Below are 14,375 nucleotides of genomic sequence, written 5' to 3' on the forward strand. Positions count from 1 at the left end.
GCGGTGGACCTGCACTTCGGCGACAGCAAGCCGACCGACGACGAACGGGCGGCCGTCGACGCCCTGCTGGGCCCTCCCGGCTCGTCGTGGGAGGGCGCGGACCGGTCCGACGCGGACCTCCGGTGGGCGCGCGGCGGGCGGGCGGCCCGCGACCGCCGCGACCTGCTGCTGCCGGGGCTGCACGCGATCAACGACCGGGTCGGCTGGATCAGCGAGGGCGCCCTCGCCTACCTCTGCCGCCGTCTGACCGTACCGCCCGCGGAGGCGTACGGCGTCGCCACCTTCTACGCCATGTTCTCCGTCCGGCCCCGCCCCGCGACGGTCCTGCACGTGTGCACGGACCTCGCCTGCACCGCCGCCGGCGCCCGCGAGCTGTGCGCCGGCGCCGAGTCCGCCCTCGGCCCGGACGTCCACGTCGAGCGCAGCCCCTGCCTCGGCCTGTGCGAACGCGCCCCGGCCGCCCTCGCGATCAGGGCGGGCGACCCGGCGCGTACGGCGGTGTCGGCACCGGCGACCGTGCGGGAGGCCGTGCTCGCCGCGACCGCGCCGGACTCCGCGCCCGAGGAGCCGCCCGCGCGGGCCGCGGTCCCGCAGGCGGGCGAGGAGGGGCTGGTGCTGCTGCGCCGCGTCGGCGTGGTGGACCCCGCCTCCCTCGACGACTACCGCGCCCACGGCGGGTACGCGGCGCTGCGCCGCGCCTTCGCGCTCGGTCCCGCCGGCGTCATCCGGGAGGTCACCGACTCGGGGCTGGTGGGGCGCGGGGGCGCCGCCTTCCCCACCGGCCGCAAGTGGCAGGCCACCGCGTCCCAGCCGGACCACCCGCACTACGTGGTGTGCAACGCCGACGAATCCGAGCCGGGCACCTTCAAGGACCGGGTGCTGATGGAGGGCGACCCGTACGCGCTCGTCGAGGCGATGACGATCGCCGGGTACGCGGTCGGCGCGCACCGGGGCTACCTGTACGTGCGCGGCGAGTACCCGCGGGCGATCGAGCGCATGGGGCACGCCGTCGACCGGGCGCGGGAGCGGGGACTGCTCGGCGACGACGTCCTCGGCCAGGGCTACGCCTTCGACATCGAGATCCGCCGCGGCGCGGGCGCCTACATCTGCGGCGAGGAGACCGCCCTGTTCAACTCCCTGGAGGGCCGGCGGGGCGAGCCGCGCTCCAAGCCGCCGTTCCCGGTGGAGAAGGGCCTGTTCGGCAAGCCGACGGTGGCCAACAACGTGGAGACGCTGGTCAACGTCCTGCCGGTGCTGACCATGGGCGCGCCGGCGTACGCGGCGGTCGGCACGGGGAGGTCCACCGGCCCCAAACTGTTCTGCGTGTCGGGCAGCGTACGGCGGCCGGGCGTGTACGAGCTGCCGTTCGGCGCGACGCTGGGCGAGCTGCTGGCGCGGGCCGGTGTCCGCGACGGGCTGCGGGCGGTGCTGCTCGGCGGGGCGGCCGGCGGCTTCGTACGGCCCGACGAGACGGACGTCCCGCTCACGTTCGAGGGCACGCGGGAGGCGGGCACGACGCTGGGCTCGGGGGTGGTGATGGCCTTCGACGACACCGTCCCGCTCCCCCGGCTGCTGCTGCGCATCGCGGAGTTCTTCCGGGACGAGTCGTGCGGGCAGTGCGTGCCGTGCCGGGTGGGGACCGTCCGCCAGGAGGAGGCGCTGCACCGGATCGTGGAGCGCACGGGCGCGGCCGCCGCCGACGACATCGCCCTGCTGCGGGAGGTCGGCCGGGCGATGCGGGACGCCTCGATCTGCGGTCTGGGCCAGACCGCGTGGAACGCCGTGGAATCCGCCATCGACCGCTTGGGGGCGTACGAATGACCGTGACACCACTGGGGATCCCGCGCCGGCTGCTGGAGTTCACCCTCGACGGCGAGCCGGTGCGCGCGCCCGAGGGCGCGACGATCCTCGACGCGTGCCGGGCGGCCGGGAAGGACGTGCCGACCCTCTGCCACGGGGACACGCTCACGCCGAAGAACGCCTGCCGCCTCTGCGTCGTGGAGGTGGAGGGCGCGCGCACCCTGGTCCCGGCGTGCTCCCGCAGGGCGGAGCCCGGCATGGAGGTCCGCACCGGCACCGAACGCGTCCGGCACAGCCGCAGGATCGTCCTCGAACTCCTCGCTTCGTCGGTCGACCTGTCCACGACACCAATGGTTGCGGAATGGGTGAAGGAGTACGAGGCGAAGCCGGACCGGTTCGGTCCGGACGCGGCCCGGCTGAACGAGGAGCCCCGGGTCGACAACGACCTCTACGTCCGTGACTACGACAAGTGCATCCTCTGCTACAAGTGCGTCGACGCCTGCGGTGACCAGTGGCAGAACACCTTCGCGATCTCCGTCGCGGGGCGTGGCTTCGACGCCCGGATCGCCGTCGAGCACGACGCGCCGCTGACCGACTCGGCGTGCGTCTACTGCGGGAACTGCGTCGAGGTCTGCCCGACGGGGGCGCTGTCGTCCAAGCCGGAGTTCGACCGACGGGCGGCGGGCACTTGGGATGAATCCGCGCAGACCCGGACGACCACCGTGTGCGCCTACTGCGGGGTGGGCTGCAACCTCACGCTCCATGTGCAGGACAATGAGATCGTGAAGGTCACCTCACCGCACGACAACCCGGTGACCCACGGCAATCTCTGCATCAAGGGCCGCTTCGGCTACCAGCACGTACAGAACCGGGGCTGATCACGACATGGGACGAGTCACCGAACGACGCAAGGTGCTGCGGATACGCGACGGGGCGGTCTCCAGCCGGCCGGACACGCTCGTCGCGGAGGAGCCGCTGGAGATCCGGCTCAACGGCAAACCGCTCGCCATCACCATGCGCACGCCCGGTGACGACTTCGCCCTCGCCGCCGGATTCCTGGTCAGCGAGGGCGTCCTGGCCTCCGCGGACGACCTCCTGAACATCGTCTACTGCGCCGGGGCGACGGCGGACGGCGTGAACACCTACAACGTCGTCGACGTACGGACCGCCCCCGGCGTCACGCTCCCCGACATCACCCTCGAACGGAACGTCTACACCACGTCCTCCTGCGGCCTGTGCGGCAAGGCGAGCCTGGACGCGGTCCGTACGACGGCGCGCTGGCCCATCGCCGACACGCCCCCGGTCCGGGTCACGCCGGAGCTGCTGGCGGAGCTCCCCGACCGGCTGCGCGCCGCCCAGCGGGTCTTCGACCGGACAGGGGGGCTGCACGCGGCGGCCCTGTTCTCCGAGGACGGCGAGGTGCTGGACGTCCGGGAGGACGTCGGCCGGCACAACGCGGTCGACAAGCTGGTCGGGCGCGCCCTGCGCGACGGCGGTCTGCCGCTGTCCCGGACGATCCTGCTGGTGTCGGGGCGGGCCTCCTTCGAACTGGCGCAGAAGGCGGTGATGGCGGGCATCCCGGTGCTGGCGGCGGTCTCGGCGCCCTCCTCGCTGGCGGTGGACCTGGCCGCGGAGACCGGGCTGACGCTGGTGGGCTTCCTGCGGGGCAGCTCCATGAACGTGTACGCGGGTGAGGACCGCATCGCCCTGCGGACCGCGGCCGCACGGGGCTGAGGCGGCCGCCCGCGGCACGGCGGCGGGGCCCCGACCGGCGGGGAGCGCCCCCTGCGCCGCAGGGGCCCCGTCTCGGCCCCGGCAAACCCCGCCGGACCGGTCGGCGGCGCCCTCAGCGGGCCGTGAACCGCACCTCTCCGGCCCGCACGACCGTGCCCAGCCGGGGGAAGTCCAGCCGTACGGACGCCTCGTGCTCGGCAGCGGTGAGCGCGGCCATCGCGTCCTCGACGAAGACCAGGCCGTAGCCGAGGTCGGCGGCGGCGCGGGCGGTGGACTCGACACCGAGGTTGGTGGCGATGCCGCCGAACACCAGGGTCGTGACGCCGCGCCGGCGCAGCCGGTCGTCCAGGCCCGTGCCCTGGAAGCCGCCGACGGTCCGTTTGACGACCTCCACGTCGCCGTCGCGCAGCAGCCCGTGCACCAGGTCGCTGCCGGGCGGCTGGTCGGCGACGCCGGGGCGCTCGACGCGGACGAGGACGACGAGGGCGCCGGCCGCCCGGAACGCGTCCGCCAGTTCCCCGGCGGCGTCCAGCACGTCGGTGCCCTTGCGGGGCTCCAGGGGCAGCGCGACGATCCGGTCCATCAGATCGACGAGGACGAGCGCGGTGCGCGTGGGGTCGAGCGCGTGGGGTGCGGTCATGACGGAACGTTATCCGCCGTCAGCCGTCCGTACGGGAAATCGTGCCCGACGGGTCCGTGAACGGGGCGCGCGCGCCGGGCGCGCACTGGCCTCCGGCGGGCCGCCGTTGTCGATCGCCAGGTGTGGGGGGCTTGTGGTCGTGTCGCGCGCGGGTGCGGGTCGTGGGTGGCTGGTCGCGCAGTTCCCCGCGCCCCTGGGGCGGTGTCCTCCCGCCTGCCGCCACGGTCGCCGGAATCGGGTGACCGCACGGCCGGACCGGCTGCCACGGTCGCCGGGACGGGGTGACCGTACGGCCGGATCCGGCGGCCGCCGGGCTCCGCTCAGCCGCGGCGGGGGCCCGCGTCGACCGCGGGGCGTGGCGCGGTGGCCGTGGGTGGGGCGGAGCCGGATTCCGGGGCCGGGTCCGGGGCCGGGTCGTGCGAGCGGCGTTTGGCGATCACCGCGCAGACCATGAGCTGCATCTGGTGGAAGAGCATCAGCGGCAGCACCGCCAGGGAGGCGTGCGCGCCGAACAGAACGCTCGCCATGGGCAGCCCGGAGGCGAGGGACTTCTTGGAACCGGCGAACTGGATCGCGATGCGGTCCTCCCGGCCGAAGCGCAGCGCCTTGGCCCCGTACCAGGTCAGCGCCAGCATGACGGCGAGCAGGACGGTCTCGACGGCCAGGAGTCCGGCGAGCCGGACGGGGCGGACCTGATGCCAGATGCCCTGGACCACGCCCTCGCTGAACGCGGTGTAGACGACGAGGAGGATCGAGCCGCGGTCGACGTAGCCGAGGGCCTTCTTGTGCCGGGCGACGAACCCGCCGATCCAGCGCCGCAGCAGCTGTCCGGAGACGAACGGGACGAGCAGTTGCAGCACGATCTCGGCGAGGGAGTCCGCGGCGAAGCCGCCGGCGGTGCTGCCGAGCAGCGCGGCCGCGAGCAGCGGGGTGACGACGATGCCGACGAGGGACGAGAAGGAGCCCGCGCAGATCGCGGCGGGCACGTTGCCGCGGGCGATGGAGGTGAAGGCGATGGACGACTGGATGGTCGAGGGGACGAGGGTGAGGAAGAGCAGTCCCTGGTAGAGCGGCTCGGTGAGGAACACCGGGACGAGGCCGCGGGCGGCCAGCCCGAGCAGCGGGAAGACCACGAAGGTGCAGGCGAGGACGGTGACGTGCAGCCGCCAGTGCTTCAGCCCGTCCAGCGCCTCCCGGGTGGACAGGCGGGCGCCGTAGAGGAAGAAGAGGAAGGCGATGGCGGCCGTGGAGGCGCCGGAGGCCACGTCGGCGCCGGTGCCGCGGGCCGGCAGGAGCGCGGCGAGGCCCACCGTCCCGAGCAGCAGCAGGATGTACGGGTCGATCGGCATCCAGCTCGGCCATCCCAGGCGTTTCACGGTGCTCCACTTGCTCGTTCGCTGCCATCGGTGCGGCGGCCCGGAGGGCCCCCCTCCATCGTGCTCCTCGCCGCCGTGATCGGGAATCCGTCATACCGCTCTGACTGTTATCGCCGCCCGCGATGAGCGAGTACGGTGGTCGGTGTGTACGACCCCTCCCACCTGCGCACCTTCCTGGCGGTCGCGCAGACCCTGAGCTTCACGCAGGCCGCGCGGCGGCTCGGGCTGCGCCAGTCCACGGTCAGTCAGCACGTGCGGCGCCTGGAGGACGCGACGGGCCGGACGCTGTTCACGCGCGACACGCACTCGGTGGAGCTGACGGAGGACGGCGAGGCGATGCTCGGCTTCGCACGCCGGCTCCTGGAGGTGCACGAGCAGGCCACAGCGTTCTTCACCGGTACGCGGCTGCGCGGCCGGCTGCGGTTCGGCGCCTCCGAGGACTTCGTGCTGACGCGGCTGCCGGAGATCCTCGAGGGCTTCCGGCACGACCATCCCGAGGTCGACCTGGAGCTGACGGTGGAGCTGTCCGGCACGCTGCACGAGCAGCTGGCGGCCGGGAAGCTGGACCTGGTGCTGGCCAAGCGGCGGCCCGAGGACCCGCGCGGGGAGCTGGTCCGGACCGACGAGCTGGTGTGGATCGGCGCGGAACGGCTGCGGCTGGACGCCGACCGCCCGGTGCCGCTCATCGTGTACCCGCCGCCGGGCATCACCCGGGCCCGCGCGCTGGAGGCGCTGGAGCGGCAGGGGCGGGCGTGGCGGATCGCGTGCACGAGCGGCAGCCTCAACGGTCTGGTCGCGGCGGCGCGGGCGGGCCTCGGGGTGATGGCGCACACGCGGGGGCTGATCCCGCCCGGTCTGGTCCGGGTTCCCGAGCGGTCGGGGCTGCCGGAGCTGGGCCGGGTGGACTTCGTCCTGGTGCACGGCCGGCGCCGGACGTCCGCGCAGGGCGCGGCGGACGCCCTGGCGGCGGCGGTCCTGGCGGGCGGCGACCGGCTGCACCGGCGGGGTACGGGCCCGCGCACCGCCCCACCGGGCCGGTCCGGGCCGCCGTGACGGAATCGGGCGTTCCCGCGCTGTTCGGGGAGCGGGGGCGTGCGCGGCGCGGGCCCTTCCGGAGGGGCGTCGGGCCCGGTGACCGGGTCGGGCAGATTCGGTGGAGATTACGGCCCCGAACCTTACTCAACGGTCAGTTTTCTGTCCGACCCTTCCGCATGTGAGCCCTTTTTCCTGCACTGACCAGCGCCGACGAGAGCGCCGTCCACCGTCCGCACCCCTCCCGCCCCGACCCGGCGTGGGGTAGCTTTCACGGCGCTGCGGGGCCATGGGAAGCGGGGTGCGGGATTTGCGCGAGTTCACCACTCCTGCGACGGCGTCGGCACCGCCGGTGGGCGGTCTGGCCGACGTGGTCTTCCGGCACGCCCAGGACGACCCCCGCCACATCGCGCTCGGCCGCAAGGACGAACGGGGCGAGTGGCGGGACGTGACCGCGGCGGAGTTCCGCGACGAGGTCCTCGCCCTCGCCAAGGGCCTGCTCTCCCAGGGCATCCGGTTCGGCGACCGCGTCGCGATCATGTCCCGTACCCGCTACGAGTGGACCCTCTTCGACTTCGCGCTGTGGACCATCGGCGCCCAGGTCGTCCCCGTCTACCCGACCTCCTCGGCCGAACAGTGCTTCTGGATGCTCCACGACGCGGAGGTCACGGCCGCGGTCGTCGAGCACGAGGACCACGCGATGACCATCGCCACCGTCATCGACCGGCTGCCCGGCCTGCGGCGCCTGTGGCAGCTGGACTCCGGCTGCGTGCAGGAGCTGTACGACGCGGGCGCCGCCATCGACGACGACGTCGTGCACCGGCACCGGGAGGCGGTCACCCCCGACTCGGTCGCCACCGTCATCTACACCTCCGGCACGACCGGCCGGCCCAAGGGGTGTGTCGTCTCGCACGGCAACTTCATGTTCGAGGCGGACACCGTCATCGAGCGCTGGGAGCCGGTGTTCCACTCCAGGAAGGGCGACGAGGCGGCGACCCTGCTGTTCCTGCCGCTCGCGCACGTCTTCGGGCGGATGGTGCAGATCGCCGCGATCCGCGGCAAGGTCCGCTTCGGCCACCAGCCCCAGCTGCACGCGGCCGCCCTGCTGCCCGACCTCGCCGCGTTCCGGCCGACGTTCTTCCTGGCCGTGCCGTACATCTTCGAGAAGGTGTTCAACGCGGCCCGCCGCAAGGCCGAGCGGGAGGGCAGGGCGGGCCCGTTCGAGAAGGCCGTGGACGTGGCGGTGGACTACGCGGAGGCCGTGGAGGCGAAGGCGTGGGGCACCGGGCCCGGCCCGTCGGCGGGGCTGCGGATGCAGCACCAGTTCTTCGACAAGGTCGTCTACTCCAAGGTCCGCGCGGCGATGGGCGGCCGGGTCCGGCACGCCATGTCGGGCGGCTCGGCCATGGACCGCCGGATGGGGCTGTTCTTCGCCGGCGCGGGCGTGCAGATCTACGAGGGCTACGGCCTGACCGAGTCCACGGCGGCCGCGACCGCGAACCCGCCCGGCCGCACCCGCTACGGCACCGTCGGCCGGGCCATCCCCGGCACGGCCGTGCACATCGCGGACGACGGCGAGATCTGGCTGCGCGGCGACCACGTCTTCCAGGGCTACCTCAACAACCCCAAGGCCACCGACGAGGCCCTGCACGACGGCTGGCTGGCCACCGGCGACCTCGGCGTCCTCGACGAGGACGGCTACCTCACCATCACCGGCCGCAAGAAGGAGATCCTCGTCACCTCCGGCGGCAAGAGCGTCTCGCCGGGGCTGCTGGAGGAACGCGTCCGCGACCATCCGCTGGTCAACCAGTGCATCGTCGTCGGCAACGACCGGCCGTTCGTCGCCGCCCTGGTCACCCTCGACCAGGAGGCCGTCGAGCACTGGCTCCACATGCGCCGCAAGCCGCGGATGAAGCTGGCCGAGCTGGTGCGCGACCGCGACCTGGAGACGGAGGTGCGCCGCGCCGTGGTCGCCGCCAACACCCAGGTCTCCCAGGCGGAGTCGATCCGCACCTTCCGTATCCTCGCGCAGCCCTTCACCGAGGAGCACGGTCTGCTCACCCCGTCCCTGAAGCTGAAGCGCAGGGCCATCGAGCACACCTACGCCGCCGAGGTCGACGCCCTGTACCGCACCTGAGGCCCCGCGGGCGCGAGGAGCGGGACGACACGCGCCACGGCGACGAATCCGGGGGTCAGGAATGCATCCCGCCTCGTGATCGTTGACGATGGGAGGAACATTTGACGGACAACCGAAGGATCGAGAGCTCGTGAGCAGCAAGGTCCCCCCGATCACCCTCAACAACGGCGTCGAGATGCCCCAGCTGGGGTTCGGCGTCTGGCAGGTGCCGGACGCCGAGGCGGAGCGGGCGGTCACCACCGCCCTGGAGGCCGGGTACCGCAGCATCGACACAGCGGCGATCTACGGCAACGAAGAGGGCACCGGCAAGGCGATCACCTCCTCCGGTGTGCCCCGCGAGGACATCTTCCTCACCACCAAGCTCTGGAACAGCGACCAGGGCTACGACGCGACGCTCCGCGCGTTCGACACCTCCCTGGAGAAGCTGGGCCTGGACTACGTCGACCTGTACCTGATCCACTGGCCGCTGCCGGCCCGGGGCACGTACGTCGACACCTACAAGGCGTTCGAGAAGCTCCTCGCGGACGGCCGCGTCCGGGCCATCGGCGTCTCCAACTTCCTCCCCGAGCACCTGGAGCGGCTGATCGGCGAGACGTCGGTCATCCCGGCCGTCAACCAGATCGAGCTCCACCCGCACCTCCAGCAGCACGCCGCGCGGGAGTTCCACGCGGAGCAGGGCATCGCCACCGAGGCCTGGTCGCCGCTCGGCCAGGGCAAGGGCCTGCTGGAGGTCCCGGCGATCGTCGCCATCGCGCGGAAGCACGACCGCACCCCGGCCCAGGTCGTGCTGCGCTGGCACCTCCAGACCGGCAACGTCGTGATCCCCAAGTCCGTGACCCCGTCCCGGATCAAGGAGAACATCGAGGTGTTCGACTTCAGCCTGGACACCGAGGACCTGGCGGCGATCAGCGCGCTGAACGAGGACCGGCGCATCGGCCCGGACCCGGCCGCGTTCGACGTGGTCTGAGCGGACCCGCCACCACCGGTCCGGGGGACGTGTTCGGCGCGCCCCCGGACCGGTCGTCCGGGGACGCGTCCGGCGCACCCCCCGGACCGGTCGCTCAGCCCTGGACCGGCCTGACCGCCGTGTGCACGGTGTGGGCCGCCAGGACGAACACGTCCGGCCTGCGGTGCAGGCCCGCGGGGTCGGCCGGGTCGAGCAGCCGGTCCAGGACGGCGCGGTCGTCGGCGTCGAGCACCTCGCCGAAGCCGTCGCGCAGCCGGCCGAGGGAGGCGGCGATGTAGGCGCGGGCCCGGTCGGAGGCCGGGGCGGGCAGGTCGAGGAGGAAGGTGCGGGAGCGGGCCTGCTTCAGACCCGCGGCGCCCAGCAGGGCCGCCCAGTCCTCGGTCACCGCGACGGAGCCGGGCAGGTCGGCCCGCATCCGGGCGAACCACTCCGCCTCCAGCGCGTCGAGCCGCGCCTCCAGGCCGGGGCGGCCGATGCCCAGGTCGCGGGGGAGGAACCGGGACGGCAGCCCGCCCTCCATGATCGCCAGCGTGCCGCCGGGCGCGAGCCGCTCGGCGAACGCGGCGAGGGCGGCGCGCTGGTCGCCGAGGTGGTGCAGGCTGCGGCCGGCCCACAGCAGGTCGGCCGGGTAGTCCAGCTCGGCGAGGACACCGGGGAGGTCACCGGCCAGGGTGTCGAACCGGTCCCCGTGGCCGAGCCGGCCGGCCCGCGCCCGGGCCCGCTCCAGGAGCGGCGCCGAACCGTCGACGGCCACCACCCGCGCGCCGGGGAACGTCTCGGCGAACAGACACGAGACGACCCCGGGGCCGCTGCCCACGTCGACGATCAGCCCCGGCTCGGTCACCTCCCTGCCCAGCCAGGACAGGGCCCGCTCGTACAGGGGCGTGAAGAGTTCGGCCTGCGTCTCCAGGTGCTCGGCCATCTCGGCCCAGTCGATGTCGGTGTCCTGGCCGTGCCCGTGGTGGTGCCCGTGCCCGCCGTGCGGCCGGTCCGGGTGGTCCTCCGGCCGGTCCGGGTGGTCCGGGCCGTGGGCGGCGTCGCCCTGGTGGCCGTGGTGGCAGTGGTGTCCGTGCTGCTGGTGCGCCATGGTGGTCAGCCTCTCCTCCGGTGTGCCGACAGCGTGCGCCGACGCACCGGGCGGAGGCCACCGCTGTTGCCGTTACGGCAAAAAAACGGGGGCGGAGCTCCCACCGGACCGTCGGTGACGGTTCCGGCGGGAGCTCCGCCCGCTGTCACCCGGTCAGGACAGCGGCGGGTAGGCGTTCTGCATCAGCTGCTGGAACTGCGCGGAGAACCAGTGGCCGGAGAGCGGGGCGCCCGCCAGGGAGCCCGAGAGGTTGTTGCCGTTGCGGGCGTTGCCCGTGTACGTCGGGTCGCACATGCGGTCGAAACCCTTGCCCTCGTCGTTCTCGATCGCCGTGCTGGAGCCGTCGGACTCGCCCGGCGGCTTCATCCAGACGTAGGCGTCGATCCCGGTCGCCGGGGCGGCCTGCGGACGCTCACCGAGGCCGGCTCCGGCCTGGTTGCACCAGTTGCCGATGTGGATGCGGCGGTCGTAGCGGCCGCCGTCGACGTAGGTGTCGACGGTGGTCGTGGCGCCCGGGCCGGTGGGCCGGGCGGTGCCGCCCCAGCCGTTGCGGGAGGTGTCGATCAGCATGCCGATGCCGGAGTCGAAGCCGGCCGTCACCAGCTGGTTGCGGAAGGCCTGCGCGTACGACAGCTCGTCGACGTAGCGGTTCCAGTCGACCCACTTCGACTGGCGCACCGACGTGCCGTTGACGGTGTCGTTGATGGTGAAGTTGTTCTCCTTCAGGGCGCTGTAGTTCGCCGTGTTGGTGATGAAGCCGTGGACGTCGTCGACGGTGGCGCCCTCGGCGTTGGCGGCCTGGTAGAAGAGCTGGGCGGACGGCGCGAAGTTGTCGTCCCAGCCGAGCCAGCCGTGGTGACCGGCGTCGATGTAGTTGTAGACGTTGGGGATCGCGCCGAGCTGGCTCAGCGCGTAGCCGACGCCCTTCACGTAGTTGCCGTTGGCCAGCATGGTGTCGCAGGCCGCGGTCGCGGTCGCCCGGCTGCCGGTGTTGGTGACCAGGTTGGGCAGCGAGTCGATCTCGATGGTGGTGACGATCCGCAGCGAGGCGTACGCCGGGTCGGCGAGGATCTCCGCGATCGGGTCGATGAACTCGCTCTTGTAGCGGTCGATCTCCGTCGGGCCCAGCTCGCCGTTGGAGGCCAGGGCGGCGCAGTCACGGCCAGGCAGGTCGTAGATCACCAGCTGGACGACCTCCTCGTCCGAGCCCTGCTGCTCCAGGGCCGCGTCGAGGTGGTCCCGCAGGCCCATGCCGCCGTTCACGCCCTCGATGGCGGCGATCCGGTCGAGCCACACGCCCGTGGGCTGGTTGGAGATGCGGCTGCCGCCCGTCTCGGCGGCGGCCTTCGCGGACCACTCGGGGTTCACGTACACCTTGGCGCCGGTGTAGGGGTTGTCGGCGGGGTCGGTCGGGTCGGTCGGGTCCGTGGGGTCGGTGGGGTCGGTGCCGCCGTCGTCGACGTTGCAGGTCACGCCGTCGAGGGTGAACGTGGTCGGGACGGCGTTGGTGCCGCTGTAGGTGCCCTGGAAGCCGAAGCTGACCGACCCGCCGGTCGCCAGGGCGCCGTTGTAGCTCTCGTTGGCGGCGGTGACGGCCGTCCCGGACTGGGTGATCTTGGCGTTCCAGCCGTTGGTGATCTTCTGGTTGCCGGCGTACGACCAGTTCACCGACCAGCTGGACTTCGCGGTGGAGTTGTTGGTGACGGTGACGTTGGCGGTGAATCCACTGCCCCAGTCGTTCTGCACCTGGTAGGCGACGGAGCAGGGGACGGCGGCGATGCCGACGTCTCCGGGGACGACCGCGAGTGCCGTCCCGGAGGCACCGGCGACCAGCGCCAGCGCGGCGAGTATCGCTGTTCTGCTGCGGCTCATGAGTGCGGGTTTCCCTCTCGTTGCGGATCTCGTGCGGTGCGGATATGCGTGTGTGCGGATGTGCAGGTGTGCAGGTGCGCGTGCGGTGCGGAGGTGCGGGTGGTGCGGATGGCGTGCGGCGCGGATCTCGTGCCGTACGGGTGTGTCATCCGTTCAGGGCGCGCAGATGGTCGCGCAGCCCGATGCCGTACGCCGTGGGCGTCCCGTCGTAGTCGGAGATCAGGGACGGACCCGAGGAGCAGTCCCAGGTGTTCCAGGTCCAGCCCAGGTACGACAGGTCGCGGTCGTCGAACCACTGCATGACCTGGTCGACGAAACCGTGTGAGCAGGTGTTCTCCCCGATCTCCCCCGCCACCAGCGGAACCTGGGCGGCGACCGGGGCGAGCGTGGAGTTCCAGCAGCTCTCACTGGCACAGGAGTTGAAGTTGTACACGTGCCAGGCGGCGGCGAGGTTGCCCGCCGGATCGGTGGGCCGGTGGGCCGGCCACTGGCTGAGGTCGTTGGAGTAGGCGAGTCCCCCGGCGAGGATCAGGTTGGTGGCGCCGGTGGACCGTACGGCGTCGACGAGGTCCTGCATGCCGGCGACCTCGTACCCGATGCCGGAGCAGGTGCCGCCGTCCCGCCAGCACTGCCACGCCTCGGCGGTCGTGGCCGTCGCGCGGTCCGGGTAGGGCTCGTTGAACAGGTCGAACACCACCGCCGGGTCGTCCTTGAAGGTGTCGGCCACCGAGGTCCAGAACGCCGGTGTGTACTGCATGTTCGGCATCGGCTTCTGGCAGGAGGCGTGCACGTCGGAGCAGCCGGCCGAGTTGCCCGTGTACTGGCCCCAGGACCAGTGCAGTTCGAGTATCGGTGTCATGCCGTGCGCCTCGACACGGGCCACCAGGTCCTCGACCGCGGCGATGTACCGCGCCCCGCCGTACTCGGTCGGGATGTTGGACAGGCCCAGCCAGCACTCCTCGTTCAGGGGGATGCGGACGGTGTTGGCGTTCCAGTCGGCGATCGCCTGGACGGCGGCGTCGTCGACGGGGCCGTCGAAGATACCGCGGCCCTGCACGCACATGAACTCGCCGCCGGAACGGTTGACGCCGAGCAGACGACGGGTGGTGCCGTCGGCGTCCACGAGCTGGTTCCCGGAGACGCGCAGCACGGGCGGCTCGTCACCGGTGTCCGGCGGATCGGTCGGGGTGGAGGTGGAGGTCGGGGTAGGGGTCGGGGTGGACGTGGAGGAGGAGGTGGAGGTGGGTGTGGGTGTGGGGTCGGTGTCGACGTTGCAGGTGGTGCCGTTGAGGCGGAACGCGGTCGGTACGGCGTTGGTCCCCGACCAGGTGGCCAGGAACCCGGCGCTGACGCTCGCGCCGGTGCCGAGCGTGCCGTTGTAGCTCTCGTTCACCGCGGTGACGGTCGTGCCGGACTGGGACCACTTGGCGTTCCAGCCCTGCGTGAGCGTCTGGCCGTTCGCGAAGTCGAAGCCGAGGCTCCAACCGCTCACGGCGGCCGCGTTGTTCGTGACGGTCACGGCCCCCTGGAAGCCGGCGTCCCACTGGCCGGTGACCGAGTACTCCACCGTGCACGCGGGCGTGGCTCCTTGTGCCGTCACGACCGGCAGGGTGGCGCCCAGGCTCAGGGCGACCGTGCCGGTGACGGCTAAAAGTACTGAACGCGGGGGGTGTCGCATGAGCGACTCCTTGCAGCTCGGGCACGTCGTGACGGACGCGCCGACTGATGGA

At 72.6% G+C, this 14,375-nt stretch carries 11 protein-coding genes; 6 read left to right on the top strand and 5 right to left on the bottom strand.

Annotated elements, in window-relative coordinates:
* Positions 1-3 precede the first annotated feature (3 nt).
* Genes ACFYWQ_RS09890 through fdhD form a run of 3 tightly spaced genes read left to right on the top strand, consistent with a single transcriptional unit; the run spans position 4 to position 3,534 of the window.
* Positions 4-1,821: an NADH-ubiquinone oxidoreductase-F iron-sulfur binding region domain-containing protein gene (locus tag ACFYWQ_RS09890; protein WP_389514574.1), complete on the top strand. Its 1,818-nt coding sequence runs from the start codon at positions 4-6 to the stop codon at positions 1,819-1,821.
* Positions 1,818-2,678: a 2Fe-2S iron-sulfur cluster-binding protein gene (locus tag ACFYWQ_RS09895; RefSeq protein WP_389514575.1), complete on the top strand. Its 861-nt coding sequence runs from the start codon at positions 1,818-1,820 to the stop codon at positions 2,676-2,678. The genes ACFYWQ_RS09890 and ACFYWQ_RS09895 overlap by 4 nt, the downstream gene beginning before the upstream one ends.
* 7 nt (positions 2,679-2,685) lie before the next feature.
* Complete coding sequence (fdhD, locus tag ACFYWQ_RS09900; protein WP_389514577.1) at positions 2,686-3,534, top strand: formate dehydrogenase accessory sulfurtransferase FdhD; 849 nt, start codon at positions 2,686-2,688, stop codon at positions 3,532-3,534.
* Between the two features lie 112 nt (positions 3,535-3,646).
* Here the strand turns inward: fdhD and ACFYWQ_RS09905 are convergent, their stop codons facing one another.
* Both ACFYWQ_RS09905 and ACFYWQ_RS09910 read right to left on the bottom strand, forming a co-directional pair.
* Positions 3,647-4,174, bottom strand: a complete 528-nt coding sequence (locus ACFYWQ_RS09905; RefSeq protein ID WP_389514579.1) for an isochorismatase family protein — start codon at positions 4,172-4,174, stop codon at positions 3,647-3,649.
* A gap of 320 nt (positions 4,175-4,494) precedes the next feature.
* On the bottom strand, positions 4,495-5,550 hold the full coding sequence (locus tag ACFYWQ_RS09910; protein ID WP_389514582.1) for a bile acid:sodium symporter family protein: 1,056 nt from the start codon (positions 5,548-5,550) through the stop codon (positions 4,495-4,497).
* 144 nt (positions 5,551-5,694) lie between these two features.
* On the opposite strand from ACFYWQ_RS09910, the gene ACFYWQ_RS09915 reads away from it, so the two are divergent.
* From ACFYWQ_RS09915 to ACFYWQ_RS09925, 3 genes are all read left to right on the top strand, one after another.
* Complete coding sequence (locus ACFYWQ_RS09915; protein WP_389514584.1) at positions 5,695-6,603, top strand: LysR substrate-binding domain-containing protein; 909 nt, start codon at positions 5,695-5,697, stop codon at positions 6,601-6,603.
* A 289-nt stretch (positions 6,604-6,892) separates the two neighbouring features.
* A complete protein-coding gene (locus ACFYWQ_RS09920; RefSeq protein ID WP_389515907.1) occupies positions 6,893-8,719 on the top strand; it encodes an AMP-dependent synthetase/ligase in 1,827 nt (608 codons plus the stop codon).
* 130 nt (positions 8,720-8,849) lie between these two features.
* Complete coding sequence (locus ACFYWQ_RS09925; RefSeq protein ID WP_389514586.1) at positions 8,850-9,686, top strand: aldo/keto reductase; 837 nt, start codon at positions 8,850-8,852, stop codon at positions 9,684-9,686.
* A gap of 94 nt (positions 9,687-9,780) precedes the next feature.
* Here ACFYWQ_RS09925 and ACFYWQ_RS09930 read toward each other — a convergent pair whose 3' ends face one another.
* The 3 genes from ACFYWQ_RS09930 to ACFYWQ_RS09940 all read right to left on the bottom strand — a co-directional run bounded on the left by ACFYWQ_RS09930 (position 9,781) and on the right by ACFYWQ_RS09940 (position 14,323).
* Positions 9,781-10,773, bottom strand: coding sequence for a class I SAM-dependent methyltransferase (locus tag ACFYWQ_RS09930; RefSeq protein WP_389514588.1), 993 nt, complete (start codon positions 10,771-10,773; stop codon positions 9,781-9,783).
* Between the two features lie 153 nt (positions 10,774-10,926).
* Entirely contained in the window at positions 10,927-12,645 is a 1,719-nt protein-coding gene (locus tag ACFYWQ_RS09935) for a glycoside hydrolase family 6 protein (RefSeq protein ID WP_389514590.1), read from the bottom strand.
* 145 nt (positions 12,646-12,790) lie between these two features.
* Positions 12,791-14,323 (bottom strand): cellulase family glycosylhydrolase, encoded by a 1,533-nt coding sequence (locus ACFYWQ_RS09940; RefSeq protein ID WP_389514592.1) that lies wholly within the window; start codon positions 14,321-14,323, stop codon positions 12,791-12,793.
* Between the last annotated feature and the right edge of the window lie 52 nt (positions 14,324-14,375).

The organism is Streptomyces sp. NPDC003247 (assembly GCF_042888135.1).
Lineage (GTDB): Bacteria > Actinomycetota > Actinomycetes > Streptomycetales > Streptomycetaceae > Streptomyces.

Excerpts from the sequence above, each read along its gene's own strand:
- ACFYWQ_RS09895 (WP_389514575.1), top strand. The coding sequence starts at position 1,818 with ATGACCGTGACACCACTGGGGATCCCGCGCCGGCTGCTGGAGTTCACC.
- fdhD (WP_389514577.1), top strand. The coding sequence starts at position 2,686 with ATGGGACGAGTCACCGAACGACGCAAGGTGCTGCGGATACGCGACGGG.
- ACFYWQ_RS09905 (WP_389514579.1), bottom strand. The coding sequence starts at position 4,174 with ATGACCGCACCCCACGCGCTCGACCCCACGCGCACCGCGCTCGTCCTC.
- ACFYWQ_RS09930 (WP_389514588.1), bottom strand. The coding sequence starts at position 10,773 with ATGGCGCACCAGCAGCACGGACACCACTGCCACCACGGCCACCAGGGC.
- ACFYWQ_RS09935 (WP_389514590.1), bottom strand. The coding sequence starts at position 12,645 with ATGAGCCGCAGCAGAACAGCGATACTCGCCGCGCTGGCGCTGGTCGCC.
- ACFYWQ_RS09940 (WP_389514592.1), bottom strand. The coding sequence starts at position 14,323 with ATGCGACACCCCCCGCGTTCAGTACTTTTAGCCGTCACCGGCACGGTC.